This window comes from Serratia sp. T13T92 (assembly GCF_047530105.1).
GTDB classification, from domain to species: domain Bacteria; phylum Pseudomonadota; class Gammaproteobacteria; order Enterobacterales; family Enterobacteriaceae; genus Chania; species Chania fonticola.
In genome coordinates this window covers 55,662-80,275 of record NZ_JBLJAK010000008.1, presented here as the reverse complement: position 1 = coordinate 80,275, position 24,614 = coordinate 55,662, and the positions used below count along the sequence as shown (strand labels likewise).

At 52.4% G+C, this 24,614-nt stretch carries 26 protein-coding genes, 1 tRNA gene and 1 pseudogene; 7 read left to right on the top strand and 21 right to left on the bottom strand.

Annotated elements, in window-relative coordinates:
* The first annotated feature begins 47 nt into the window (after positions 1 to 47).
* Entirely contained in the window at positions 48 to 890 is an 843-nt protein-coding gene (locus ACMV5I_RS11075; protein ID WP_202727888.1) for a prepilin peptidase, read from the top strand.
* A gap of 132 nt (positions 891 to 1,022) precedes the next feature.
* Complete coding sequence (locus ACMV5I_RS11070) at positions 1,023 to 2,117, top strand: succinylglutamate desuccinylase/aspartoacylase family protein (RefSeq protein ID WP_238393704.1); 1,095 nt, start codon at positions 1,023 to 1,025, stop codon at positions 2,115 to 2,117.
* A gap of 182 nt (positions 2,118 to 2,299) precedes the next feature.
* Here the strand turns inward: ACMV5I_RS11070 and ACMV5I_RS11065 are convergent, their stop codons facing one another.
* From ACMV5I_RS11065 to ACMV5I_RS10970, 20 genes and pseudogenes are all read right to left on the bottom strand, one after another.
* The gene (locus ACMV5I_RS11065; RefSeq protein WP_202672299.1) at positions 2,300 to 3,529 is read right to left on the bottom strand and encodes a beta-ketoacyl-ACP synthase; all 1,230 of its coding nucleotides are present in this window, start codon (positions 3,527 to 3,529) and stop codon (positions 2,300 to 2,302) included.
* A complete protein-coding gene (locus tag ACMV5I_RS11060; RefSeq protein ID WP_202672298.1) occupies positions 3,526 to 4,257 on the bottom strand; it encodes a 3-ketoacyl-ACP reductase FabG2 in 732 nt (243 codons plus the stop codon). The genes ACMV5I_RS11065 and ACMV5I_RS11060 overlap by 4 nt, the downstream gene beginning before the upstream one ends.
* Positions 4,254 to 4,730: a 3-hydroxy-fatty acyl-ACP dehydratase gene (locus tag ACMV5I_RS11055; RefSeq protein ID WP_414824356.1), complete on the bottom strand. Its 477-nt coding sequence runs from the start codon at positions 4,728 to 4,730 to the stop codon at positions 4,254 to 4,256. Before ACMV5I_RS11055 ends, ACMV5I_RS11060 begins: the two co-directional genes overlap by 4 nt.
* A pseudogene (locus tag ACMV5I_RS11050) lies at positions 4,727 to 5,896 on the bottom strand (beta-ketoacyl-[acyl-carrier-protein] synthase family protein). Before ACMV5I_RS11050 ends, ACMV5I_RS11055 begins: the two are co-directional and overlap by 4 nt.
* A 1-nt stretch (position 5,897) precedes the next feature.
* Positions 5,898 to 6,485: a DUF3261 domain-containing protein gene (locus ACMV5I_RS11045; protein WP_284121284.1), complete on the bottom strand. Its 588-nt coding sequence runs from the start codon at positions 6,483 to 6,485 to the stop codon at positions 5,898 to 5,900.
* Positions 6,482 to 8,803: an MMPL family transporter gene (locus ACMV5I_RS11040; protein ID WP_414824355.1), complete on the bottom strand. Its 2,322-nt coding sequence runs from the start codon at positions 8,801 to 8,803 to the stop codon at positions 6,482 to 6,484. Before ACMV5I_RS11040 ends, ACMV5I_RS11045 begins: the two co-directional genes overlap by 4 nt.
* The gene (locus ACMV5I_RS11035; protein WP_202672293.1) at positions 8,772 to 9,377 is read right to left on the bottom strand and encodes an outer membrane lipoprotein carrier protein LolA; all 606 of its coding nucleotides are present in this window, start codon (positions 9,375 to 9,377) and stop codon (positions 8,772 to 8,774) included. Before ACMV5I_RS11035 ends, ACMV5I_RS11040 begins: the two co-directional genes overlap by 32 nt.
* On the bottom strand, positions 9,374 to 9,796 hold the full coding sequence (locus ACMV5I_RS11030; protein WP_202672292.1) for an acyl-CoA thioesterase: 423 nt from the start codon (positions 9,794 to 9,796) through the stop codon (positions 9,374 to 9,376). Before ACMV5I_RS11030 ends, ACMV5I_RS11035 begins: the two co-directional genes overlap by 4 nt.
* Entirely contained in the window at positions 9,790 to 11,511 is a 1,722-nt protein-coding gene (locus ACMV5I_RS11025) for a glycosyltransferase family 2 protein (RefSeq protein ID WP_202727890.1), read from the bottom strand. Before ACMV5I_RS11025 ends, ACMV5I_RS11030 begins: the two co-directional genes overlap by 7 nt.
* Positions 11,502 to 11,852: a hydroxymyristoyl-ACP dehydratase gene (locus ACMV5I_RS11020; protein WP_059201241.1), complete on the bottom strand. Its 351-nt coding sequence runs from the start codon at positions 11,850 to 11,852 to the stop codon at positions 11,502 to 11,504. Before ACMV5I_RS11020 ends, ACMV5I_RS11025 begins: the two co-directional genes overlap by 10 nt.
* Positions 11,839 to 13,200: an AMP-binding protein gene (locus tag ACMV5I_RS11015; RefSeq protein ID WP_261261026.1), complete on the bottom strand. Its 1,362-nt coding sequence runs from the start codon at positions 13,198 to 13,200 to the stop codon at positions 11,839 to 11,841. The genes ACMV5I_RS11020 and ACMV5I_RS11015 overlap by 14 nt, the downstream gene beginning before the upstream one ends.
* A complete protein-coding gene (locus tag ACMV5I_RS11010) occupies positions 13,197 to 13,778 on the bottom strand; it encodes a hypothetical protein (RefSeq protein WP_414824354.1) in 582 nt (193 codons plus the stop codon). Before ACMV5I_RS11010 ends, ACMV5I_RS11015 begins: the two co-directional genes overlap by 4 nt.
* Positions 13,779 to 13,784: 6 nt before the next feature.
* The gene (locus ACMV5I_RS11005; protein WP_059201238.1) at positions 13,785 to 14,036 is read right to left on the bottom strand and encodes an acyl carrier protein; all 252 of its coding nucleotides are present in this window, start codon (positions 14,034 to 14,036) and stop codon (positions 13,785 to 13,787) included.
* 12 nt (positions 14,037 to 14,048) lie between these two features.
* A complete protein-coding gene (locus tag ACMV5I_RS11000; protein WP_059201237.1) occupies positions 14,049 to 14,306 on the bottom strand; it encodes a phosphopantetheine-binding protein in 258 nt (85 codons plus the stop codon).
* Positions 14,287 to 15,102, bottom strand: a complete 816-nt coding sequence (locus tag ACMV5I_RS10995; RefSeq protein WP_065683152.1) for a lysophospholipid acyltransferase family protein — start codon at positions 15,100 to 15,102, stop codon at positions 14,287 to 14,289. Before ACMV5I_RS10995 ends, ACMV5I_RS11000 begins: the two co-directional genes overlap by 20 nt.
* Positions 15,099 to 15,821 carry a beta-ketoacyl synthase chain length factor gene (locus ACMV5I_RS10990; RefSeq protein ID WP_414824353.1) on the bottom strand — a complete coding sequence of 241 codons (723 nt, stop codon included), beginning with the start codon at positions 15,819 to 15,821 and terminating at the stop codon, positions 15,099 to 15,101. The genes ACMV5I_RS10995 and ACMV5I_RS10990 overlap by 4 nt, the downstream gene beginning before the upstream one ends.
* A gap of 69 nt (positions 15,822 to 15,890) precedes the next feature.
* Positions 15,891 to 16,949 carry a methyltransferase gene (locus ACMV5I_RS10985; RefSeq protein WP_202672288.1) on the bottom strand — a complete coding sequence of 353 codons (1,059 nt, stop codon included), beginning with the start codon at positions 16,947 to 16,949 and terminating at the stop codon, positions 15,891 to 15,893.
* Positions 16,950 to 17,028: 79 nt separating this feature from the next.
* Positions 17,029 to 17,418, bottom strand: coding sequence for a hypothetical protein (locus ACMV5I_RS10980; RefSeq protein WP_065683155.1), 390 nt, complete (start codon positions 17,416 to 17,418; stop codon positions 17,029 to 17,031).
* A 413-nt stretch (positions 17,419 to 17,831) separates the two neighbouring features.
* On the bottom strand, positions 17,832 to 19,112 hold the full coding sequence (locus ACMV5I_RS10975; RefSeq protein WP_202673183.1) for an MFS transporter: 1,281 nt from the start codon (positions 19,110 to 19,112) through the stop codon (positions 17,832 to 17,834).
* Positions 19,109 to 20,524 (bottom strand): M20 family metallopeptidase, encoded by a 1,416-nt coding sequence (locus ACMV5I_RS10970; protein WP_414824352.1) that lies wholly within the window; start codon positions 20,522 to 20,524, stop codon positions 19,109 to 19,111. The genes ACMV5I_RS10975 and ACMV5I_RS10970 overlap by 4 nt, the downstream gene beginning before the upstream one ends.
* Before the next feature lie 165 nt (positions 20,525 to 20,689).
* Between ACMV5I_RS10970 and ACMV5I_RS10965 the strand changes: the two genes are divergently transcribed.
* Positions 20,690 to 21,613 carry a LysR family transcriptional regulator gene (locus ACMV5I_RS10965; RefSeq protein ID WP_414824351.1) on the top strand — a complete coding sequence of 308 codons (924 nt, stop codon included), beginning with the start codon at positions 20,690 to 20,692 and terminating at the stop codon, positions 21,611 to 21,613.
* Between the two features lie 109 nt (positions 21,614 to 21,722).
* Positions 21,723 to 21,798, top strand: a tRNA-Thr gene (locus ACMV5I_RS10960).
* Between the two features lie 85 nt (positions 21,799 to 21,883).
* Here the strand turns inward: ACMV5I_RS10960 and ACMV5I_RS10955 are convergent.
* Positions 21,884 to 22,126, bottom strand: a complete 243-nt coding sequence (locus tag ACMV5I_RS10955; protein WP_021178442.1) for a DinI family protein — start codon at positions 22,124 to 22,126, stop codon at positions 21,884 to 21,886.
* A 216-nt stretch (positions 22,127 to 22,342) separates the two neighbouring features.
* Here ACMV5I_RS10955 and ACMV5I_RS10950 point away from each other — a divergent pair, with 216 nt between their 5' ends.
* From ACMV5I_RS10950 to tolA, 3 genes are all read left to right on the top strand, one after another.
* Positions 22,343 to 22,951, top strand: a complete 609-nt coding sequence (locus ACMV5I_RS10950; RefSeq protein WP_202809871.1) for a hypothetical protein — start codon at positions 22,343 to 22,345, stop codon at positions 22,949 to 22,951.
* Positions 22,952 to 23,230: 279 nt separating this feature from the next.
* A complete protein-coding gene (locus tag ACMV5I_RS10945) occupies positions 23,231 to 23,701 on the top strand; it encodes a hypothetical protein (protein WP_414824350.1) in 471 nt (156 codons plus the stop codon).
* Positions 23,702 to 23,982: 281 nt separating this feature from the next.
* Positions 23,983 to 24,435: a cell envelope integrity protein TolA gene (gene tolA / locus ACMV5I_RS10940; protein WP_414824349.1), complete on the top strand. Its 453-nt coding sequence runs from the start codon at positions 23,983 to 23,985 to the stop codon at positions 24,433 to 24,435.
* Positions 24,436 to 24,614 lie beyond the last annotated feature (179 nt).

Genomic DNA, 24,614 nt, shown 5'->3' with positions numbered 1-24,614 from the left:
GTCTTAAAAGGGTTGGGTAGGTACTTGGTTGACTGCAGGGAGGTTTTTTGAGTTTATTACTGGATTTTACCGTTGCATTTCCCCTCCTCTGGCTGTGTGTCGTGGGGATATTGGGGGCCATAGTGGGTAGCTTTCTGAACGTAGTGATTTATCGATTACCGGTGATGCTGGAGAAGCAATGGCAGCGCGAGGCGCTCGTGCAACTGGCGCTACCCTTACCTGAATCCATACCGCGTTTTGATCTGCTATTACCGCATTCCTGTTGCCCGCATTGCCAGCATCCTATTGCGGCCAGGGACAATATACCCCTGCTGAGTTTTCTGTTGTTAAAGGGTAAGGCTCGTTGCTGTGGTGAGCGAATCCCAAGGCGCTACCCGCTGGTTGAGGTGGCAACGGCTATGATGTTTGTGCTGACGGCGCTTATATTCCCGCTAGGGTTCCCCTTGCTGGGCGCCTGGATATTGCTCTCCTTTTTGCTGACGCTGGCAGTAATTGACCATCACAGACAACTGTTGCCAGATGTGCTGACGTTGCCACTGCTGTGGATCGGACTTTTATTCAATATTGAGGGGCATTTTGCCTCGTTGGAACAGGCGACGATTGGCGCAGTGGCAGGTTATGTCTGCCTATGGAGCGTGTTCTGGCTATTCAAGCTGGCAACCGGTAAAGAGGCTCTCGGCTATGGTGATTTTAAATTACTTGCGGCGTTAGGGGCCTGGTTAGGTTGGCAAGCGTTGCCACAGGTAATTTGGGTGGCAGCGGCCAGTGGTCTGCTGTTTACGCTGATACAGCGAGGGTTGGCGAAACAAGATTTTAATCAACCGTTAGCCTTTGGTCCATGGCTCGCCGTGTCGGGCGCGGTCAATATGTTTATACCCTGGAGCTTTTAAGCGCCTATATCTTGATTGGAGGCGCTAGTAAGCGCACCCAGTCTTGTTCCTGAAGTACGACTTTTGTTAGTCGGTTGACCAATGATCAAGAAATTATTCGCGTGTTACTTACTGATACTAAAGGGAATGGTTATGCATAAGGTTACGATGTTGGCGGTGTTGCTTACGGGGATGCTTAATGCTCAGGCGGCAACGGTTTATACCGGAGATAAAATTGAGGGTAATCCGGTTATCAGCAAGTTGGATGTAGACGATCTGGAGGCAGGAAAGGTTTATCGCTTCATGTTCCAGGGGACCAGCAATGGGATCGGTCAACATTGGTATGTTCCTGTTATGGTGGCCAAAGGCGCACAACCTGGTCCTAAGCTGGGTCTGCAAGCGGCGGTCCATGGTGATGAACTAAATGGCACCCGGGTGATACAGCAGGTGTTTGAAAAGCTGGATCCCGCAGAGTTGAAAGGCAGTGTGATCGGTGCCGTGGGCGCGAATCCTTCCGGCATGTTGGCCAATAACCGAAACTGGCAGTTGGCCAATGACGGGGGGGATATGGTCGATTTCAACCGGGTCTGGCCGGGCAAGGAAAAAGGCAACGCTGCCGAACAGCAGGCTTGGCTGTTATGGAATAATTTGTGGGCGGGCAATGCCACCCTGTTCGTTGATATGCATACGCAGAGCCGGGGTACCGAATATCCCTTGTTCATCTATGCGGATTACCGTAACCCGCAGGTGAAGCAAATGGCTGAATTGTTCCCAGCGGACCAGATTAAAGCCGATCCTGGTGAGAAAGGCTCTGTCGAAACCACTTTCGTTGAAAACAAGATCCCTGCCATTACACTCGAAATTGGCAAGCCCAAGCTCTATCAACCTGAACTTATCGCACGTAGCTTGACAGGGGTGCGTAACCTGATGGTTCAACAAGGCATGACAGCCGGAACATTAGGGACAACGGCTAAAGAGCAAAAAACCTTTATCGGTAATGAAATGAGCTCGATTCGAGCTGAGGTTGGCGGATTTGCCGAGGTTCTGGTTAAGGTCGGCGATACGGTGGTCAAAGGGCAGAAGGTGGCGGTTCAGCGTAATGCATTTGGCGACACCATTCGGGAATATACTGCGACCCATGATGGCCGAGTGTTAGCTATCGGCAATGATCCGTTGCGCGAACCCCGGGCTTTGCTGGTTCGTATCCTGTTCAACAATCCTGAACCTCAGTGTGCCGATGGTTGCTAATTGACGTGAGGCATCTGTAAATGTCGGGATCACGGGGTTGTCTGCTGCAATAATCTGCTTGAAACCCAGCGGATCGATCCCGTTGGTGAGTTGTTCACATATGGCATGAGCTTGCTTGCCCAGGCGAGTGCCCATCGGCTGGCAATGCCTGCCGATGGCGGTTTCCCGGTGATTAGAGTTGGTTATGCCCAGCGTTTGATAACAATCGAGGTGTTGATACCACCAAAGGCAAAGTTATTGGTTTGCAGAAACTCACAGTCGATATGACGGGCTTCTCCCATGATGTAATCGAGTGCGCCGCATTGTTCATCAGGGGTACGCAGATTTAGCGTTGGTGCGAACCAGCCTTCACGCATCATCTGCAGGCTCAACCAGGCTTCCAGTGCTCCACAAGCCCCCAAGGTGTGGCCGAAGTAACTTTTCAACGACGAGATCGGCACGCTATCACCGTAGATCGCGGCGGTTGCCTGACTTTCGGCAATATCTCCACGATCGGTGGCGGTACCGTGGGCAGAAATATAGCCGATATCACTCGCTTGCAGACCGGCCATCCTCAACGACTGCTCCATGCAGATCTGCATGGTTTCACGTTGCGGCTGTGTGATATGTGCCGCATCACAATTGGTGGCAAAGCTGACGATTTCCCCGTAGATGGTTGCGCCGCGTGCTTGCGCATGCTCCAGCTCTTCAAGGATCAGCGTACAAGCACCTTCACCAATCACCAAACCATCGCGGTTCTGATCAAATGGGGAAGGGGTGGCATGCGGTGCATCATTACGTTGGCTGGTGGCAAATAACGTGTCGAACACGGCGGCCTCGGAAGGACACAGTTCTTCTGCCCCACCGGCAACCATCAGGGTCTGATAACCGTGGCGAATTGCCTCCCAGGCATAGCCAATGGCTTGGCTGCCTGAAGTACAGGCGCTGGATGTCGGGATCACACGCCCGCGCAGGCCGAAGAATAACCCGGTATTGACCGCGGTAGTATGAGGCATCATCTGCACATAGGTAGTGCCCGTGATGTTATTGGTGTGCTTCTCGGTCAGCATGGTGGCGAATTCGCTCACCGGGCCAGTACTGCCGGTGGATGAGCCATAAGCGATACCGGTCTGGCCGTTGGTAAGCACTGGGTTGCCAATAAGCCCGGCCTGCTCCAGAGCCAATTCCGTTGCGCGGGTCGACATTAGCGACACCCGCCCCATTGAGCGTATGCGCTTACGGGTATAGTGTTCTGGCAGCACGAAGTCATCGATTGGGGCGCCCAGCAGGGTGTGCAGGCCGTCATAGATTTGCCATTCAGGCATATGGCGTACGGCGTTTTTATAGGCCAGCAATTTAGCGGATACCGCCTGCCAGTTTTCACCGAAGGCGGTAATACCGCCCATACCTGTAATAACTACCCGACGAATCATTGCATCCCTCCGTTGATAGAAATGACCTGACGAGTCACATAACCGGCTATATCTGACATCAAATAGCTGGCAAGCCCAGCGACTTCCTGCGCCTGGCCCATCCGTTTCATCGGGATCATCGACATAGCTTCCTTTAACGCTGCCTCTTCCATTTTTATCATGCCGGTATCGATCAGCCCAGGGGCAATGCAGTTGACGGTGATTTTTCGTTTTGCCAGTTCGATCGCCAACGCTTTGGTTGCGCCAATAATTCCTGCCTTGGCCGCACTGTAGTTCACCTGGCCCCGATTCCCCATGATGCCAGAAACGGAAGACAGTGTAAGGATGCGGCCACCTTGACGTTCGGCAATCATTGGCATGATGCAGGGCTGGATCACGTTGTAGAAACTGTCCAGGTTGGTGTGGATCACCTCATCCCAATCATCATCGCTCAATGCAGGGAAGGCGGCGTCGCGTGCGATCCCGGCATTGCTGACGATGCCGTACCATGCCCCATTCTCTGCCAGATCTTGCTCGAGGACATCCCGGCACTGCTGACGATTGCTAATGTCGAAACAGAGCAGGCGGCCTTGTCCTCCGGCAGCGGTAATTGCGGCCAGCGTTTGTTGTGCGCCAGTTTCATCCTGGTGATAATGTATCCCAACGATGAAACCGTCAGCGGCTAACTGGCTGGCAATAGCGCGTCCGATACCTTTGCTGGCTCCGGTGATGAGAATTGAACGACTCATGCAGTAGATCCCTGATTAAAAAGCATTGTTGATTCTTCTGGTGTGGGTTGAAAGGTATTGACGCGGCCGGTGGCCAGCGTGTCACCTTGCACGCCAATAACACAGTCAAAACTCCCGAAACGGTCATCATGTATCAGCAGCTTGATTTGGATGTCTAGCACTGCATCTGCTGGTAGGTAACCCGCAGCACAGCCCAATTCCCTGGCTCCAAGCACCATACCGAGTGCGATCCGTTGTTCTCCTCGCTGATGACGATGCCAACCGGACCAAACGCCGATGGTTTGCGCCATCAATTCCAGTGCGTACCAACCAGGCAGCTCGCCTTGCGCATTGAGGAACGGCGCCAGTACGCTGTCGCTCCTGACCTCAACCCGGCAATGCGCACTGTCTTCCGTCACGCTGATCACCTCTGCCAACAGCAGCATTGGAGCGTCGTGCGGCAGATATTCCGCCGGTGATAAGTAATGGCTCATGCCATCCTCCCCAGCAGGATGCTGGCGTTATTACCGCCAAAGGCGAAAGAGTTAGACAGAATGACCGGCCGCATCAGCGGTTCAGCCGCATGCAGTAAACCACAGGGCGGTAATGTCGGATCCGCCGGAGAACGGCTGAAGTCCTGCGCTGGCAGTGGCAAGTCATAGAGCAGAATAAGTGCGCTGAGAGCCGCCTCGGTGATGCCCGCAGCCCCCAGGGTATGCCCGGTTAAATGTTTGGTAGAGCTGCAGGGCACGCTTTCACCGAACAGATCGTGAACCACTTTGGATTCGATCTGATCGTTGAGCAAGGTGGCAGTTCCATGCAGATTGATGTAACCGACCTCTGCGGGGTTAAGCCCCGCGTCTTGCAATGCCTGTTCGATGGCTCACAAGGCACCGGCACCCTGCGGATGTGGTGCCGAAATATGGTATGCATCGCTTGACTCACCCACACCCAGTAGTGCTATGGGGTGCGGCTCGCGGGTAAGTACCATCAGTGCCGCTCCTTCACCAATGGTGATACCACAGCGGTCGCGGCCAAACGGTTGGCAAAGCGTAGTGGAAAGAGACTCTAGGCTATTAAAACCGTTGATAGGCATGCGGCTTAAGGTATCGGCACCGCCAACAATCGCGATATCCGCCAGGCCAGATTCAATAAGACGGCGCCCGCTGATGATCGCGCGGGCACTGGAAGAACACGCGGTGGAAAGAGTAAACGCAGGGCCATTCAGGCCCAACCAAGCGGCGAGGAAGCGTGACGGATCGCCCAGCTCTTGCTGTGGATATTGCCAGCTCGGGCTCTCTTCATGGTTAGTGATATGGCTAACATGTCGATCGCCTTCATCCAGCCCAGAGGTGCTGGTACCGAGCACTACGGCGATGCGGTCGGCACCAAAACGAAACAGCGCGTCATCTACCACGGGCTGAATTTGCGCCAGAGCGGCCAATAATAATTGGTTATTGCGGCTGCGATGTGCGGCAAAACTGTCTGGAATAGCGGGTAATTCACCGTCGACGCCGCCTAATACCGCGTCCTGTTGGTTCTGTAACCAATGCTCACGCTTGCGCATGCCGGGCGCTGTTCCTTGGGTCAGATTGGCTGCAATCTCTTCTGTCGATTGGCCCAAAGCGTTAATCATGCCGATAGCAGAAATGTAAATCATATCAGTCATCCAGATATTGAATGGTGATGTGGTATTTAAACGCGTGTTGCTCAATGCTGATAGGTTCACGACGATCTTTACGTTGCAGGTACGTGATCTCCGTTATCAGTTTGCCGCGCGCGTTGCGTAATTCTCGTTTGTCGCCCTTATCGATTAGCGTCCAGCCCTGCGGCAACCGATCTTGCCAGGCGGTTATCGGCCAGTGGCCGAGCATCACATCGGCCAAGACTTGGCTGGCTGGCGGCAGTTGTGGCACCACGATCGACTGCTCGGTATGAATACCTTTATCGTCATAGGTAACGAGAAATAAGCGGATACCTAACGAAGACAGCCCAGCCAAGGTGAGTGCATCGCTATCCGCATTTAGAATAACCAATAACGACTGGGTTTTGCCGTTAAAGCTGCCGGTCAATAATTGCTGGGACTGGATATGCTCATTGATACCAGGAGCCGGTAGCGTGACGCGTACGCCGGGTTCAAGCCAGGCTTGCGGGCGGGAGCCATCCTCATTATGCGTTGAGTGGCTACAGCCGGTAATCAATAGCACGGCCAACAGGGGAACCGCGCGCCAGAAGTCGCAATTTGTCATTTTTTTCTCTGCTTACGTTCAGGCATGGCGAGTGGGGAGAGCAAGAAAGCGGTAAAGATCCCACTGACCAGTACAATCCCAAAACTGCTGATAGCTTGAGTGCTGCTAAAGACCAGCATGCCCAGGGTTAACAACGTTGTCATCATTGCCAGCGCTATCGCCAACAACGATGTCAGTGGTGTGCCGCGTGGATTGCTGAAGAACAGCGTATAGTTAATGCCGATCCCCAGCACCAGTACCAGCGCCAGTAGCGAAAACAGGTTCACGGCATGTCCGCTAAAGGATAGGGTGGCCAGTCCGATGCTCAGCGAGAGCAGCGAAGGTACCACGCTGATTAATCCCTTACGCCAACCGAGGCGGAACACCGCACTGCAAGCGATCACCGCCAGTGCTACCAGCAGCAGGCCGGTAAGTATGGTGCGATAGAGGGCGAATAATTCGTTGAATGTATTCTTGCGATCTACCCACACTACGCCCGGTTGTTTTTCCGCCAGTGAGCTCAGAGCCGTGCTGTCGTTAGCGCCTTCTACAGGTACCAGCACGCCGCTTTTGCCATTGGGCAACGTCAACCACATTAAGCGCCAACCTTCGCTGGCTGGACTGTTAAGCCAATCCTCCAACGTTGCAGGTGCGGTTTGCAGATCGGGCGTGACGTCCGTTAACCCTGTATTTTGCAATGCACGGATGACGGTAGGAGCGGCGCCCTGCAACAGGGCGAGATCCTGTTTCTGGCGTGCGAGAGAATTTAACGGGATAGTGCGAAAAGCGCTGATAACCCCAGTCTGACGGGCCTGTTCCAGTATCGGCGTGAAGTCTTCAAGCCGCTCCAGGGTTTGCTGAGGAGTGTTGCCGTAGACCACAAACCATTTTTGATCGACGCTTTGCCCGGTGAGCTGTGTAATGGTTTTTTCCTGCGCCAGGATATCCTGCGGCAGCGCCTGCAATTGGGCAATATCATCATCGACGCGCAATGTCGCTATCCCCGCAAGAGAAACCAAAGCCAATACGACAGGTAGCCCCAGCGACAGTTTGCGGTTATGCCGCCAGGCCGCAAGCCAGCGCAGCAGGGAGATCGCGGCAGGAATAGGGCGTACCGGTAAATTGCGACATAACCACGGATGCCAAAAGATCACCGTAAGGCATGATGCGCTCAGGCCCACAGCGGCAAACACCGCCATTTGTCGTATCCCAGGGAAGGGAGCGAGCATCATGATCAAATAGGCCGCGACGGTAGTCAGCAACGCCAATAACAGGGCATTGCGCACTTTGAGCAGACTCTGCCATGGCGATATCTCGTTACCGTGCACCATGCGTTCGGTGAGGTAGTAAAGCGTATAGTCGGCAGAGATCCCAATGATGCTCATGCTCATCACCAGCGTCATCAGGTGAAGCTCACCGAAGAGCAACAACGTAGCTGCTGTTCCTGCCAGTGCACCGATGCCAACGGAAATCAGGCACAGCAGCAGCGGGCGCAGCGAGCGGAAAACCACCACGATCAGCAGTATTACGCCCAGTATGGTGGCGACCCCCAGCGTAGATATGTCCTGTTTTGCCTGTTGGCTGGCATAATCACTGTAAAACAGCGTCCCACGTGAGAGGAGCTTGGCCTGGGGATAGCGTGATGTGAGTTGATCCTCCAGCGCGGCGAGGGTAGTGACGACGCGGTGGGTTTGTTGCATATCAAATGACGATCCCGTCAATTCGCCATGCAGAAAATACCAGTAGTTCCCCAGTTCATCTTGAGTAACCAACCAGCCGTCCATCAGCCGTAAACGCTGGCTGTTCTGGGCCAGAGCCAGCTGTGAGCCGCGCATCAACATTAGCGGATCGTTGCGTAGCTCTTTGCCGCTGACGCCAGAGAATGCTGAATAGAGCTGAGATAGGACCCACTGTGCCTGGGCTTCGCCACCGTTTTGCAGGCGCTCACGCGTTGCGTTGTCGATCAGACCATTACGATGCTGCCAGAAAAAGTCGCCCCAGGCTTGCTGGTCTGCGGCACCCATAGGGCCTTTCACCGTCTCTGCTATCCCGGACTTTTGCAATTGGGTAAGCCAATATTGCGCTACCTGCGGGTCTGCTTGTTTTCCGGGGCTGACCAGCCAGACCAACTGCTTGTCCAGGCGCTGCATAAAACCGTCGTTCAGCGCGGGGGGAATGGCACCCAATGCCTGCTTGGGCAACATCGCCAACACGCTGCTATTGATCCGGGCCTGTGGCAATAGGGCTAGCAGCACGCCAACTAATATCAGGCATGCGATTCCCCAAAGCAGCGCGAGGCGCTTGGCATTAGTAGGCGGCAAAATGTTGTCGCTCTTCATCGGTCAAAGCTGCGGGTTGCAGCCGGTGTTGAGAAAAGGTGATTTCAGTCACATCGCCCTGTTTATCGTTTAAATGGATGGTTTCCAGATAGGTTTGTCCACTCAGCACTATAGTGGCAAAAATTCGGTCCAGAGGGGTGGTCAGTGGGGTTAGGGATAGCGTCCAGCGACCCTCACCTTGCTCCTGGAAATCAATGCGGAAGTTTTTCTCCAGCACCTGACGATCGGCCTGGAATAGCGCGCGAAGCAGATGATTGAACTGAAACATCTGCGGGTTGTTTTGTGCGGTAATAACCTGCGGTTGCTGGTTATTGATGATTTGCACCATCCGTGAGTCGTTGAGCATCAACGTCATGGCAAAGGGGGTTTGCTGTTGCCACAGTAAACCCTGATCGCGGGCGATCACCATTTCGCCTTGAGAACGCAGTGGCTGTGGCAGATCTTTAATGGTTCGAGCCTGGGCAAAATGGGCTCGCACTACCGGTTGTTCGGTAAAACGCTGCTGTAATTCATCCAGCGTGATGGCATTGACCCATGGACTGATCAGCAGGAATAGCAGAGGCCAGGCTTTCATGGCTGTACCCCCAGACGTTCGAACAGTATGTCCGGGCAGACAAAGCACATCTCACGGCTTTTTTCCTCTACCGCTACCTGGATGGTGTAACCGGTTGTGGTGCGTTTGCCGCTGTCGGCGTCAAAAATCTGGTAGGCAATGCGCAGGCGATTTTCGTATTCTTCCAGCGTGGCACGGACGCGGATGCGTTGTTCAAAGGTCAGCGTATCGCGGTATTTCACGCGGGTATCCACCACTGGCCAAACATATCCCGACTCTTTCATCTGCCGATAGCCGTAATTGAATTGGTTCAGCAGGGCTTCGCGGGCAATTTCAAAGTAACGGAAATAATTGCCGTGCCACACGACTCCCATCATATCAATATCATGAAAGGGAACGGTCAGTTCTATATCGCTGGTGAAACAGGGATCGTTTAGCACCCTTTGCTCCTGTCTGTGGTGTTGGCCTGTTGGTCAGGCAGTTGCCAAAAATTGAAAAAGTTGAACCAATCGAGCGGTGCCTGCAACGCGTAGTGTTCAAGACGCTCAGCATAATGATCCACCGCCTGTTGCAAGGCGGCTTGACGATCGGCCCGCGGTAACAGCAGAGGGTCGGCAAACGGCTCACAGTGCAAATGCAGTTTTCCCTGCTGGCGTAGGGCATAGATCAGCAACACCGGGCAACGCAATATCGAAGCCAGAATAAACGGCCCTTGAGGGAATGGGGCAGGATGGCCCATAAAGCGGCTCCAGATAACCCGGCAGCTATCTCCTCGCTGCGGTTTGACCGCGATGCGATCGCCAACGATCGCCACCCATTCGCCACGATCCAGTTTGTCTTTGAGCAATATGGCGGTATCCGGGCCGATGTCGGTCACTGGCAACAGGTTGAGCCCTGCCTGGGGCGCTATCTCTGCCATAATCTGTTTGAAACGCTGGGCGTTGTCGTTGAACACCAGCGCATTGATGGTTTTACTCACCTGTAGTTGTGCCAACGCCCGGCAAGCTTCGATATCTCCCAAATGGGAGGCCAGCAGCAATTTGCCTTGTGGGGAGCCAATATCCAGCGTGGCTTCGGCATTGGGGGCGAAGACAACATCCTGCCCTAGCCGCATTTCCCCACGCCAACTGGCGATTTTATCCAGCATGGCATCTGCAAAACGTAAAAAATGGTGATAGCTGTTGAGATGCGCAGGAATGGGGAGCGAACGTGAAGTCAACTCGTTGCGTACCCGCTTCAGCCAGGCTTGTGAAGCCTGACGGGCCTGATGTGCGCCAAGCCAGTAAACCGCCACCACCGGATAGAGCAGTGGAGCAATGGCCTTTCTACCCAGTAAGCGCCAGATAGCAAGCATGATGCGCATTCCCCACAACCCCTTGATTTCTTTCTGACGTGCCCAGTGTGGGTTGGATCGACGAAAAAGCAGGGTAGGGATGCGCGGCAACATGCCGAAGAAAAGGCGGGTATGCATCAGTGAAATGCGCACGTTATCCTTCAAGGCATCAAAGTGTGACAACCCATCCTGGGGGTAGGTGACGCGCGTCGGCACAAAGTAACTGGTGTTCCCCTGCCAGTAGAGGCGAACCATTACTTCCGTATCGAAGTCCATGCGTTTGCCTAGCGCCGTTTTATGCGCCAACTCCAAGGTGGGGGTAATTGGGTAAACCCGGAAGCCGCACATGCTGTCTTTGAGCTGGAGAGAGAGCGTCTCAATCCAGACCCAGACGTGAGTTACCCAGCGGCCATAGCGCCGCGACGCTGGTATGGAGTCGTCGTAAACCGGTTGTCCGGAAATTAAATCCTGGGGATGGAGCTGTGCCAGGGCAATCAGCTTGGGAATATCTTCAATGGCATGTTGGCCGTCTGCATCGACTTGTATCGCATGGCTAAATCCTCTGCGTTGAGCCTCTTCCAATCCGCGAATCACCGCCGTGCCTTTTCCTGAATTGTGTGTAAGGCGTACTAAGGTGACATCCGCGTGAATGGTGGCCAGACGCTCAAGTTCCTGCTGGGTGGCCTGGTCGCTGCCATCGTCCACCACCAGACAGGCTAAGCCAAAGGGTTGCAGGCGCGCGAGCACGCTTGCCATCATGGCTCCGTGGTTATAACAGGGGATCACCACACAAGGGTTAAACGTGCCACTATTCAGCGACATAATCGGATCTTCCCGCTGCTGGCTGTGCTACGAGCCTCACCATCATGACGTTGATAGCGGAAAACCATGATTTGCCGTTCTTCCTGCCAGTCAAGCGTCAGCGTGACGATGTTATCCGGCAATAAGGGCTGTTGGAATTTGACACTTTGAATACTGTGAAAGCGAAAATCGGGTACCAGCAGTGAGGTGGCATAGTGCATCACCCAGTCTAGTTGTGTCACGCCGGGTAGCAGAGGTTGCACTGCGAAGTGGCCTTTAAACCAGAATGAAGCCGCATCCAGCCGTAACACGATCTCGGCCTGCTGCTGCGTCTGATGGCGAGCCATCTCATGGGGTCTCATGAAACAATTCCTGTAATTGCGCATAGACGCGCTTGTTCATGCTGTTGACTGGCATCTCGTCGACGATACGCCAGTAACGAGGGATAGTGACAGGTTCCAGCCACGGGCGCAGCGCACGACGCCATGATATTTCTAGTGCTTTGCCGCCCATTTGTTGCCACTGCTGCCGAGCATGGTCTTCAAGCACCAGCAATGCGCCAATGCCTTGGCGCCCTCCGCGTGTTACCGGTAGCGCTGCGGCTTCGCGTACGCCTTCGAGTTCCAGCAGCCGTTGCTCGATCTCGCAAAGTGAAATGCGTTTCTCTTCAATTTTCACCACCCGGTCGCGGCGACCTGTTATCTGGAAGCGTCCGCTATCGTCAAATTGCAAAATATCGTCGAGGAGCAGGCCGTGCCTATCGCTGATAAGCGGAGAGATAGCGCGGATCTCGTCGGCGTTAACCATGATACGTACGCCAGGGAAGGGCTGCCAGGTTACATCAGGCTGCTGATGGTGACGCCAGGCGAGGATCCCGGTCTCGGTACTACCGTAGATTTCATCTGGCCAGACCCCTAACCAACTGGCGGTCTGAGCTACGTTTTCCCAAGGCAACACTCCCCCTGCGGATATGACCATATTCACTGGCGGTGGCGTGAGCTGGTGGTCCAGGCGTTTCAGAAAAGCCGGGCTGCTGATAAAGGCATATTGGTGTTGATTAGCCAGAGTTGCCAACTGCTCGGTGTAATGAAGCATTGCTGCATGCAGCGGTAATCCTAGCGCCATGGGTAAAAAGATACGGAAGGTGAGGCCGTAAAGGTGCAACGGAGGCACCGAGGCCACAATATGGCAGCCGGTGAGCCTGTCGGCAAAACGTTCAGCCAGTAAGGAGGCTTCGCGATCGAGGCTGGCAATGGGCTTTATGATGCGGCGTGGTTGCCCTGTCGAGCCGGAGGTAAATAGTTCGATATGGCTGGCCGGATCGAGAGTGGGTAGCGGTGGCTGGTTCTCGCTACTTTGATCGGTTGATTGGACCTGGATCAGCGAACCGCTCCAGGTCAGTGCCTGGTCGGTGAGTACGCCGTTAAACAGCGCCCGTTGTTCTTCCAGCAGCGAAACACGGCTATGTCCGGGCACCACGGGCGTTTTGCCCGCATGCAATGTTGCCAATAGTCCGACGATAAACAGATAGCTGTTTTCAAAACACAGCGCCCAGCGGTCGCCTTCATGTTGTTGCAGAATGCTCACCTGTGCCGCTACGTCATGGCGTAACTGCCCCAGCGTCCAGATATGCTCATCAAGCCAGGCAATCGGAGTTTCATTGGCACGCGAAGCACTCAGCCACTGAGCCAGAGGGAGTGTCTGATTCATGCCGCGTCTCGCAATATCAGCCTGCGACGCACCAGCCATTCGCCAGCCATCAGTGCACCCATCAACAGATAGGCAATCATGCCGTTCCACAGCGTCCATAACCGAATATCACCGAGCAGAACGGTAAAAAGTGCCATCGAACCGTTCAGAATGAAAAACGCACACCATATCTGGGTGACCTTGCGGGTATAACGTACGCCTGACGGGGGGAGCTCCGGATCCTGCAAACGGGCAAGGCGCTCCACCATTGGCATTGAACTCCATAGTGAACTACCAAATACGCCGAGCATGACCAGATTGACTACCACTGGGTAAAATAGCAGCAGCTGATGCGTTTTTAGCACATAGCTCATTAGGCATAATGTGAGACCCGCGAGTGCCACGGCTTGCAGTACATAGCGCATCGGGCCGCGCTGACTTTTGACCTGATAGAGGCGAAAGGCCAGCAACAAGGCGATGATCGGCAGCAGCCAGTGAAGGCTGTTGCGTGTCAGGCCAAACCAGACAAGAAATGGCCAAGCCAGTAGCGCCAGTAGAGCCACCAGTTGTATCCCTTTCAGGGACCGAGCGCCGCGCATAAACGGTTATGCTTCTTGCAATAGCTGTTCTACCGCATCGACGACATCTTGCACGGTACGCACCTGCTTAAAGGTTTCCGGCTTGATTTTCTTCCCGGTCTTCTTCTGCAGGTGTACGATCATGTCGACGGCATCGATACTGTCTAACTCAAGCTCTTCATACAAGCGGGCCTCAGGTTTGATGTCCTGTGGATCGATATCGAACAGTTTGGTCAGCAGCGCGGACACTTCCTGATAAATGGTTTGTTGTTCTGTCATAGCGGGCTCTTCTCAGGCACGTTGAGCTTGGATAAAGGATGCCAGTGTTGCCACTGAATAGAAATGTTGACGCATCTCTTCATTTTCGGCGGAAAGCGCGACACCATACTGGTTTTTAACCATCAGCCCTAACTCTAAAGCATCGATGGAGTCCAGCCCCAGCCCTTCACCAAACAGCGCCGCATTGGTGTCGATATCGTCCGCAGACAGTTCATCCAAATTCAGTGTATTTATTATGAGATTTTTAATTTCAAGGTGGAGCGCTTGCATCATTAATTCCTGACAAAGGTATAAGGCCTGGTGATAACTGATGCAAAAGATGCCGGTTTAGCTGCCTTGCGGCTAATGCTGGCTGTTGCGATTCTGCATCAAAAAAATGTTCTATCTGTACCCGTTCACGCACTTCTACCTGGAACAGGGGTTTCCTGGGCGGAACGTCATACCATCTGCTCTGTTTATCAAGCAGATGCTCGCTACAATGGATCACTGCTATGCGCACGTCACGGCGGCATCGTACGGCAATATTGGCGGCACCGCGCTGCAGTGTCATATTTTCACCAGGGCGTGTGCGTGTTCCCTCTGGAAAAATAAGTATGGTGTCGCCCTGTGCCAGGCGTTGCTGACAGGCTGGAAGCAGCGTGTCCGCCTGGCTATTGACCAGATAATCCGCAGCCCGGATCACTCCGCTCACAAAGGGGTTATGTAGCAGAGCGCTTTTTACCAGGCAGTCTGTCTCGGGCATCACGGATGCCAAAAGCACGTAATCAATCAGTGTCGGATGGTTAGCGACCACCAAACAACCGCGCTCCTGGCGTAATATATCAATCCCCTTGATGCGATAATCCAACACACCCAACGTTTTTGCTATCGATAAGAACAGCCGGAAACTGGCGGCAATGCTGCGCCGGGCTACCCGGCGGCGCTTGGCAATATCGCGCTGGAGTACCAGCAGCAGATTAAACCAGACAAGCGATAGCAGCAGGCCGCCGACGCCAAACAGCACAAAGCAAAAGCCGGTCATCATCAGACGCCAAGCCCAGTTTAAACGTGCGAATAGGCCGCTCATCTACGGCTCCAATACCACTTCAGTCTTTCACCCGCAATGGCGAACGTTGGTTCTTCGGCCAGGTAGTGTTGTAAAAACTGTAAGCTTTGCGGTAGTAGGGGCTCTTCCCCTGTGCCTTCCGGCTTGCTCTCGCACCGTAACGTATTCCCTCGTTCAAACACCAGCGCCACCGCATAGGCCCAGGTCGGCATCTGCTCTGGCAGGTAGGTGTGGTAAAACTCGGGCAGCAAGCCATCAAAATCGACCATTAATATTCTCTGGTAACCCGCTTGGAGTAAACACACTACCTCACATAACGCTTGCTGAAAGGTGTCTAGGCCAGCAGAAAGTGAAGATGATACCAGAGGATTTTGCGCCGTGATGGTCAAGTGACCCACGGCTGAGTTATGTACCGACATGGTGAAATCAGTTGGGGAAACCGCTTGCTGGGTGGCTATGGCCTGCAAAATTCGGTAATTACGCTCCAACTCACCGTGACGACTGGTATAAAGGACCGCATCCACCGGTTGACGACGTAGCATGGCCAAACCGCATTCCACGGCCAGCCTACTGCCTGAACTCAGGCGGCGTGCTGTCATCATGGGAAGTTCGGTCAGCTTCGATTGTGGCGCTGAGGGTATGATCCCACGAGGCTCCTGCGACCATTGACGCCACTGCGATGCGTCGCTTAGTCCGGGGGCCATGGCCTGCCAATCAACGATGTTCAATGCAAAATTCATCAACGTGCTTCCGCGGTTACTCGGTTTGGACTGTGTCATCTCCAAGGTAGCATGAGCGCTGCCCTATCATTATTGCTTTCGGCATACTAACAAGGTATGACCAATACCGAGGTTATCGAGACGTTTTTCTACTCGGAAACCTGCCGTTTCGAGGAAACTGTAAAATTTACCGGCGCTGTAAAAGCGACTGTTGCCGTTAGCCATGCAGGTAAAATAGAGTGAGGAGGCGTTGAGGCTGAACGAAGCCGCTTCAAATTTTTGTGCATCCCAGAACAACTCCATAATGCATAGCTGAGCGTCAGGCTTCATCACCTGTTTGATTTTTTTCAGAATAGTAATAATTTGTTCCGGTGAAAAACAGTCAAGAAATTGGCTCATCCACCAGATATCTGCGCTACTGGGCAATGGTGCATCGCTTAGCATATCTACCGCATGGAAATCTATGCGATGAGATAACCCGGCTTTTTCGACATTCTCACGCGCCAGGCTAATTTGCTGCGGCAGATCCAGTAAGGTAATGCTGACGTTATCATCGTACTGGCAACAACGTAGCGCCCATTTTCCAGTATTGCCGCCCACATCATAAAGCCTTGTTGGTTTATTGTTAAATATATGGGGTAGTGCGGCATTAAATGCGGCATCTGAATAGTAGTGATCAAAAGCAAACCAGCTTTCACGTGCAGCCTTGGGCAATTGCGATAAGGCAGGGTAGATGGTCGGCCATTCACCAAACACTTTTAAACCAGCGGGTTTCTCTTCCTTAAGCGCATGTTCTAAAGAAAACAGCCCCTGATAACAAACATCTTGAGTGAAATCCATATTCACACGGGTCATGGCATCGTGGAGTAGGAAGTGCCCCACTTTGGCAATGAAGTAATAGCCGTTTTGATGAGTCACAATACGGCCACTTAACCCCATATCCAACAGCACACTAACGGCATATTCATTAACGCTGCTATTGGCAGCGATGTCCTCAAGGAGGGCGCCGTGTTTTCCTTGTTCATCCAGATAAGCTAATACACCCGTATTGCGCAGACAAAGGGCGGTTTGAAACAGCATTGGAGCAAAGGCAATCCGTTGCGCCTCAGTGATAGCATCAAGTGCACTGAGAGTGTCCTGTTGATACATTTGTTGTACAGCCTCTTTAACCGGATACAAAATAGTGACGCCAGCTTGTATCCGGCGCTAATCTAATCAATATTGGAAATTACAGCGCGGCACCAGCCGACAAATTTAACTGGATATCTTTATCTAGGTTGTGTATCCAGCGGTTGTAGCTTTTATGAATTTTCCCACCCGAGGCTAGCAGGTTGAGGCTACTGGCGTAGTCGATGGAATAATTCGTTGCGGAATAGGTGATGCGGATTTCAGCAACATGATCGCGAGCCTGGAGGCGGCCATTAATGACGCCAGGACCAGCCTGTGTCATAACCCATTCACGTTGCACACCTGCTTTCAGGATTGCAGTTCTGACTTGCGCTTCGGTATGGCCAGTGCTGACCGTGCTGTTGATTTGTTGTATTGGGGCAGTACGCACACAACCGGTCAGAGTGGCGATGACGGCAAGAGCAGCACACCATTTAACGATGTTTTTCATAAAACAATTTCCTTTTGTTAGCGGGTTACAACCTAGGGGAAACTGAGCGGTTTAATTTTATAATTAACGCCCACTGTTTTTAGCCGTGAAATTTATCAACGCATAATACTGATATCAATTAAATTGCACAAGATGGATTGGGGGGAAATTGCTTAGGAAAAGTCTAACTTTAAGCCTGCTTTTCCTAGAGGATTAAACCAAAATTTTCAGCATTAATGCCTATAGGTAGTGGTTCGTTTGGCGTGTTTTTTTGTTAGGAAAAAACCAGGGTAGCATAGGAATATGCTTATTTTTTGAGGCGAGTCTCCCTTTATCCGATAATGGTACACCAGCAGTGCTGGTAGGCAGCCAGACCACTCCTTCATTGCTTGCGCTAAATGAAGAGGCCATCATTTGATGGCCTCATAGAGAGTTTAAAGCGGAGCCGAACGCAAATGCTTTCTGCTCCCTAACAGTGCCCAGCCGCTCAGCAGTGCCATCATCATCAGATAATAGCTTGGTGCCAGGCTGGTCCCGGTCGCGGTGATCAGCAGGGTGCAGATCAGCGGTGCAAACCCACCAAATACCGTCACCGCCACGTTGTAACTGATCGCCATACCGCTGGCCCGTGTCGCCATCGGGAACAAATCGGCCATCACCGAAGGCACCGTCGAGAAGTAGATGGACTTCAGCAAGGCCAGCCAGCCAACCATCAACATCAGCATCATCGGCGAAGTGTGGTTCACCACCAGCAGGAATGCCGGATAAATAGTCAGCAGCAGCAGGATCAGCGAACCCCACATCAACGGCAGGCGGCCGACTTTTTCCGCCCATAATCCCATTATCGGGGTAACGACCGTTAAAATCACACCGGCTAATAGGGTTGCACTAAAGGCGGCAGAACCGGACAGATTCAGGTTTTTGGTGGCATAGGTGGGTACATAATTCAGCATGTAGTTGATGGCGGTGGAAATCACCATCAGTCCGATGGCCAGTAACAGCAGATTTTTTTGATTACCGACCAGCATCTTTAACGGTGCTTCGGGTTTCTGCTGCTGTACGAAGCTGTCTGGCTCATGTACATGGCGGCGGATATACAGCCCCACCGGGCCGATCAGCAGCCCAAAAGCAAAGGGAATACGCCAGCCCCAGTCCTGGATTTGGCTTTCTGTCAGCCAGTGGGTCATGCCTAACCCGAAGGCGGAGGCCATCAGCGTGCTGGCGCCTTGCGTGGCAAACTGCCAGCTGGCGATAAACGCCTTGCGCTCCGGGAAGTGTTCGACCAGAAAGGCGGTTGAACTGCCAAACTCCCCACCGGCGGAAAAACCCTGAATCAATCGGGCAATCAGGATCATCAGCGGAGCCGCCAGCCCAATGGTGGCGTAAGACGGCATAAAGGTGATGATTGCACCGCCAAGCAGCATCAGGCTGATGGACATCAAAAGTGCCTTCTTGCGGCCAACCCGATCGGCGTAGGCTCCGAGCACCACAGCACCCAGTGGGCGGATTAAGAATGAGACACCAAAGCTGCCGAAAGTCAGCAACAGCGAAACGGCGGGATCCTCCGTAGGGAAAAAGGCATGGGCGATATAGCTGGCGAAAAAGCCATAAACCGCGATATCGAACCATTCCAACGCGTTGCCAATGCAGGTGGCAAACAGCGTTTTATACAAATTGGGCTTCGCTACGCTATCCTGTTGGGCTATCGCGCTCATGAGGACTCTCCTACCTGGCGTTGTGCCAGGATCGTGCTGCCATTTTCGCCCAACTCCCAGAATAGACGAGTCATGATCTGCAATCCTTCACGAGCAATGGATTTCAACATATGCTCATTGACCCCGTGTTGACCACAGGCCGGATAGGAGTGGGGGATCCACAGCGTGGGCAGTCCCAACGTATCGGCAAATACGTCATTAGGCAGTGAGCCGCCCAGATTGGGCAGCAATGCGGGTTTTTTGCCGCTGGTTTGTTGCAGGATCTCAAGTGCCCAAGGAACGAGTGGATCTTGTGGATTGAGCCGGGTGGCCGGTGAACCATGCAGCCATTCCACTTCTACATTGCCAAAGCCGTGTAACTGTAGATGTTGCTGGACATGGTTGATCAGATTTTGCCAGTCGGTACCGACCACGAAGCGCAGTTGGCATACCGCTGAAGCGCTGCCGGGGATGGCGTTCATTGGCCGGGCTGGGTTGCCCGTTTGATAGGCCAGTACTTCAAGCGTGTTCCAACCATACAGGCGCTCGCTTGGGGTCAGGCCAGCTTCACCCCAGTTCTCATCGATCGCTGGATCGCCAGCTTGGCCGCCAACGCTGAGATCGCGCAAAATGGTGCGCAGGTTGTCATCCAGAGGGGCGGGTTTCAGCGCTGCAACCTGTAACTGGCCGTGTTGATTAACCAGAGAGGCGATGGCATTAGCCAGTTGGGTTCCGGGATTGCTGAGTAATCCCCCCCAGTTGCCAGAGTGATAGGCGTTATCCCTGGCGTGGATGCTGAGGCGGAAATTGATACAGCCGCGTGAGCCTAGGAACAATGTTGGCTGTGTGGCATTCAACCGTGGGCCATCGGAGGCGATAAACAGATCGGCTTGCAGCAATTCGCGTTGCTGTTGGCAAATAGCCGCTAGCCCAGGGGAACCGATCTCTTCGCCCATTTCGAAAATCAGCTTGCAGTTGAACCCTAGTTTACCCCCGCGTGCTTGGAAAACCTGCTCCAGCGCCGCCAGGTTAATACTGTGCTGCCCTTTGTTATCCGCGCTGCCACGGCCGTACCAACGATCGCCTTCTTCACTCAATTCCCAAGGCGAAAGGCCTGTGCGCCAGTTCTCGTCGTCGCCGAAAACCACATCGCCGTGGCCATAGCTCAGCAGGGTAGGTAATGAAGAGTCTTCAATGCGTACGGCGATCAGAAACGGGCGGTTGGCCGCTTCCGGGTTATCGAACAGTTGTAACTCGAAACCCAGCGCCCGTAACGGTGGCATGATTTCCTGTTCTAGGTAGAGCAAAATGCCGGCATCGTCGTCATGCCGCTGGCTTTCGGTGGCCAGCGCGATGCGCCGCGCCAATATGCGGCGTAATTCGCCACTGTCAAAATACGCTGTCGCCAAAGCGACGGCCTGTTCACCCGTCATGATTATTTTCCCTGTTGTGTTTGCGTTGTGTTTTTTTACTTGTTGTGTTTGTTATCTAAGCTAAAATCGGGGTTTGCCACAATTATCCATTTAACAAACAAGCTTTGCTTTAAAGGCAACGGTCGTTTGCTCGTTGGCAAGCTTTGCACCAAGGAGAGGCACGGCATGTTGAGTAGCGAGGTTCGCTTTTTTCTGGTGGTTGCCAACTGTGGTTCGCTCAGTGCGGCCAGTGAACAGCTGTTTGTGGCGGTATCGGCAATCAGCAGGCAGATCCAGCGCCTGGAAGCGCAGGTTGGGACGCCATTGTTCGAACGCCACGCGCGGGGGATGGTGCTGACCGAGGCCGGGCAGATTTTTGAAAACCATATTCGTAAAAGCCTGCTGAATATTGAGCAGGCGGTGGCAGAAATCAAAGGGTTGAAAGCCGAACGGCGTACTGTGCTACGCGTGGCCTGTAGTAACGGAGTGGCCTTTATGCTGATGCCACAACTGATGGCGCGTTTTCGTGCAGAATACCCGGCTGTCAGCTTCGTGCTGACGGTGGCAGACACTAAAACGTTGGCGCGGTTGGTACGCAATGGCGAGTGTGACATGGTGCTGCAGTTTAGTTTGCACCCAGAGCGGGGCGTTGAGGTAGCGGCTTCGTGGCCTGCCCCGGTCTTGTTGTTGATGAGAAAGGAGCACCCATTAGCCGACAGGCAGGTGGTTCTGGCAGATCTCTGCCAGTATCCGGTGTGCCTGCCTGAGCCGGGCTCCACGGTACGTCAGCTGTTTGATATTGCTTGCCAGATGAATGGCACCTTCATTGAACCAGTGCTAACCTGTGATAACTTCTCCACTCTGTACTATTTTTTACAGGGCTCCCCGCTGGCGGTGACCATCTGTAGCCAGTTTACCGCGATGCCTTTGTTGCAGCCGCAAGGATTGATCCTGAAATCTTTTGCAATCGAGCAGCAAAGCCCGCGGACCTTGCAGCTGCAATTACCACTGGGGAGGCAGCGGAGTACGGCTTTGGCGTTGTTTGTGGACTATATTAATCAGACATTAAGTCGCGAAGAACGGGCCATTGGTGAGAAATTCGGCATATAAGCCGTTTTTTCATCGACAAGATAAATAATCTGTTGATTACGCTTGATTGTTCCAGTCTGGCTGTATTATATTGCGCTCCACGGAAACAGTACCCCTTCCGACAGATTTCGCCGGCTTAGCTCAGTAGGTAGAGCAACTGACTTGTAATCAGTAGGTCACCAGTTCGATTCCGGTAGCCGGCACCATATAAGAAACCCCAGCAGAAATGCTGGGGTTTTTTGTCTTTGGCGTCCATGTGCGGCGCAGTCAATGACCGCGCCCTTCAGCCCTTTAAATATCGGTGGCCAGCCATTGGTCAGACTCTTCGAACATCTCTTCCAACATACGGTTTAACTTCTCGCGGTCACTTTTGCTGGCGTCTGAGTTAAGGCCGTTGGCCTGCATGGGTTTTACCTTCACTTCTGCATCCGGGAAGATACGATGTACCCGTTTTGTCAGCTCGGCCTTGATGATTTCATCGGCACCGGGGATCCCTGCGACATTACGCTTATCAAACACCAATTCAACGAACATAGCCCAACCCTAAATTTACTGTTTATGTATACAGTTATTCTGACCGAAGGGATGGGGTGAGTGCAAGAGGGGGAGGGGAAAATTTTATCGTGGTCTATTTTGGGGGATGTGTGCTCTATAGAGTTGCCAACATTGCCATTACGCACTAATTGCCACGGTATCCTTGGCCGAGGTTAATAGTATAGAGCCACCTTGAAATTGATAATCATTCTTAATATGCAACAAGATTTATCCATAATTATTAGAAAACTGTGTGTCTTCCTTCTATCAGGCATCTGTCTAGCATTCTTGATGGGGCTGATCTTCATTGATGTTCATTGGCTGCATAACTTTGTCTCCGAGACGTCGCTCACCGAGGTAACCCAAGAGATCATGCTGGTGGCGATAGCCCTCAGCTTCTTTATCTCCGCTTATCGTCAGGCGGAGCATCGGCATGCCAGGGTATTAATCGGTGGCTTCTTCCTATGTATGCTGATCCGCGAGATGGACTTTGTGTTCGATATGCTGCGGCATGGTGCCTGGGTATGGTTTGCCTTAGCCGTAACGCTGATCTGTGTGCTTTATGCACTCAAAGAGCTGCCCGCTACGCTACGTGGACTAGCCCATTTCTTCAGTCACCCAAGTTACGGCGTGATGTTTTCCGGGCTGCTATGCATATTAGTATTTTCTCGTCTGTTTGGTATGCAACTGCTATGGCATGAGCTGATGCTCGATGGGTATCACCGCGTGGTGAAGAATATGGTGGAAGAGGGCTGTGAGCTATTTGGCTATTCGCTTTGCCTGTTTGCGACGGTGGGGTATCTCCGAACTGAGTGCCATCGATAATGAGTTATGGCCCCCACACTTCTTGTGGAAGGGTCGATGGTGTCAGCTCTGTCAGATTGGGTGACATTCTTAACCTGGATTTTGCTGTTGCCATTACTCACTATTTGTCAAGGTATGAATCGTTGGTTTTTATTATGCATATTGATCTTTGTGCATCCGTTTGAATGCATCCATCATAATTGAGTGCAAAGATGCTCGGTTGTGCAATACTTTTTTTACATGTCATAAGGCTATTATTTAAGCTGTTATAGTTAAACTTTTCCAAAGGGAATTAATTGCATGAAAAAAACATTACTCTTTTTAGGTATGATGTCGGTTGGCACCATCGGTGTGGTGACTTCGGCAGTTGCCCAAGATGCTGATAACAAAAATGCACTAAAGCCAGCGATTAATTTGGCAGAGTTGTTTGCTGAGAAGTCTACTATATGGTCGACTTATCCAGAAAATGATGCCTATGTTTTTGATCGCTCAGAGGAAAGCTATACTCTCGTCGCTAAACGAGCGGATGGTGTTGTGGCATTGGTCAATAAACAGGAGAGCTATACGACCCCTGGGAAAATGGTATTAATGGGGACCTACTTTAACTGCAATAAAATGACTGATGCGACTTTTTATGTTGAAGATGTCAGTGTAGACGACGTTGCCAAGCAGCTTGCTGACCCGGCTATTGATGATCCAGAGAGAGTGCGGGGTTTTGATGCGAGTATGCCAGTCCACGATCTCTATCTGGTTGCCTGCCCGCAGAGCTGAAATTCGTTGGCTTATTAATCGGTGGTGGTCTCTGATTAGTGGTGTGTTTGTGAACAGTCACGCTATCCATTGAGAGACACAATCTGGCGAACGACCTGAGATGACCCATTGGTATGGCCTGTTGCTAGTCAGTAGCTTATTTAATCAAAAAACCTCGCTTCGGCGGGGTTTTGTCATTTTTATTAACATTTATTGCGTGAGCGTAAGAAACCGCTCTAATCTTCTGAATTCTTTTGCTAGTTTATTATTCTTTGCTGTGGATATTCCATAAGGAACAAAGCGTGAAGAGGGTTTGGATAGGATTTCAAATTGGCTTGCCGACATTGCTGCTAGTAATTGCCACATCGTTATTGTCGGGGTGTGTGAAAACAGATTCTGTGGCTAAAACCAGGCCATCCGGAAACAGTGTTGATGATCTTTTTACTCCCCTCAACGGCGGCACTCCTAATGCATCTGGGTTGGGGGTTGAAAAATATGCAGAGCAGGTTCGATACGCTATTCAACGCAATTTTTACGATGCCAATTCATACGCTGGTAAACAATGCAATTTAAGAATCATGTTAGCTCCGGATGGTATGCTTCTGGATGTCCGGGCTGTAGATGGTGATCCTGCACTTTGTCGTGCAGCTATAAAGGCAACAGCAAATACCACCTTCCCCAAACCTCCATCACAAGTTGTTTATAGTGTTTTTAAAAATGCTGTATTGGAATTCAGGCCCTGGGCGACTGAGTGATAAAACCATCGGCCATTTAGCTCAGTTGGTTAGAGCGGCATAAATACTTCAGACAAGCCCGCCCAGTGCGGGTTTTCGGTTATAAGGAAAACGAAAAATGATGAACTGCCCTTTATGCGGTCATACGGCGCACACCCGATCTAACCTGCGCCGATCGAAGAAACCTAGGAGTGATAGCA

Coding starts and splice junctions, on each gene's coding strand:
- ACMV5I_RS11070 (WP_238393704.1), top strand. CDS start 1,023: ATGCATAAGGTTACGATGTTGGCGGTGTTGCTTACGGGGATGCTTAAT.
- ACMV5I_RS11065 (WP_202672299.1), bottom strand. CDS start 3,529: ATGATTCGTCGGGTAGTTATTACAGGTATGGGCGGTATTACCGCCTTC.
- ACMV5I_RS11060 (WP_202672298.1), bottom strand. CDS start 4,257: ATGAGTCGTTCAATTCTCATCACCGGAGCCAGCAAAGGTATCGGACGC.
- ACMV5I_RS11055 (WP_414824356.1), bottom strand. CDS start 4,730: ATGAGCCATTACTTATCACCGGCGGAATATCTGCCGCACGACGCTCCA.
- ACMV5I_RS11045 (WP_284121284.1), bottom strand. CDS start 6,485: ATGACAAATTGCGACTTCTGGCGCGCGGTTCCCCTGTTGGCCGTGCTA.
- ACMV5I_RS11040 (WP_414824355.1), bottom strand. CDS start 8,803: ATGAAGAGCGACAACATTTTGCCGCCTACTAATGCCAAGCGCCTCGCG.
- ACMV5I_RS11035 (WP_202672293.1), bottom strand. CDS start 9,377: ATGAAAGCCTGGCCTCTGCTATTCCTGCTGATCAGTCCATGGGTCAAT.
- ACMV5I_RS11025 (WP_202727890.1), bottom strand. CDS start 11,511: ATGTCGCTGAATAGTGGCACGTTTAACCCTTGTGTGGTGATCCCCTGT.
- ACMV5I_RS11020 (WP_059201241.1), bottom strand. CDS start 11,852: ATGAGACCCCATGAGATGGCTCGCCATCAGACGCAGCAGCAGGCCGAG.
- ACMV5I_RS11015 (WP_261261026.1), bottom strand. CDS start 13,200: ATGAATCAGACACTCCCTCTGGCTCAGTGGCTGAGTGCTTCGCGTGCC.
- ACMV5I_RS11010 (WP_414824354.1), bottom strand. CDS start 13,778: ATGCGCGGCGCTCGGTCCCTGAAAGGGATACAACTGGTGGCTCTACTG.
- ACMV5I_RS11005 (WP_059201238.1), bottom strand. CDS start 14,036: ATGACAGAACAACAAACCATTTATCAGGAAGTGTCCGCGCTGCTGACC.
- ACMV5I_RS11000 (WP_059201237.1), bottom strand. CDS start 14,306: ATGCAAGCGCTCCACCTTGAAATTAAAAATCTCATAATAAATACACTG.
- ACMV5I_RS10995 (WP_065683152.1), bottom strand. CDS start 15,102: ATGAGCGGCCTATTCGCACGTTTAAACTGGGCTTGGCGTCTGATGATG.
- ACMV5I_RS10990 (WP_414824353.1), bottom strand. CDS start 15,821: ATGAATTTTGCATTGAACATCGTTGATTGGCAGGCCATGGCCCCCGGA.
- ACMV5I_RS10985 (WP_202672288.1), bottom strand. CDS start 16,949: ATGTATCAACAGGACACTCTCAGTGCACTTGATGCTATCACTGAGGCG.
- ACMV5I_RS10980 (WP_065683155.1), bottom strand. CDS start 17,418: ATGAAAAACATCGTTAAATGGTGTGCTGCTCTTGCCGTCATCGCCACT.
- ACMV5I_RS10975 (WP_202673183.1), bottom strand. CDS start 19,112: ATGAGCGCGATAGCCCAACAGGATAGCGTAGCGAAGCCCAATTTGTAT.
- ACMV5I_RS10970 (WP_414824352.1), bottom strand. CDS start 20,524: ATGACGGGTGAACAGGCCGTCGCTTTGGCGACAGCGTATTTTGACAGT.
- ACMV5I_RS10965 (WP_414824351.1), top strand. CDS start 20,690: ATGTTGAGTAGCGAGGTTCGCTTTTTTCTGGTGGTTGCCAACTGTGGT.
- ACMV5I_RS10955 (WP_021178442.1), bottom strand. CDS start 22,126: ATGTTCGTTGAATTGGTGTTTGATAAGCGTAATGTCGCAGGGATCCCC.
- ACMV5I_RS10950 (WP_202809871.1), top strand. CDS start 22,343: ATGCAACAAGATTTATCCATAATTATTAGAAAACTGTGTGTCTTCCTT.
- ACMV5I_RS10945 (WP_414824350.1), top strand. CDS start 23,231: ATGAAAAAAACATTACTCTTTTTAGGTATGATGTCGGTTGGCACCATC.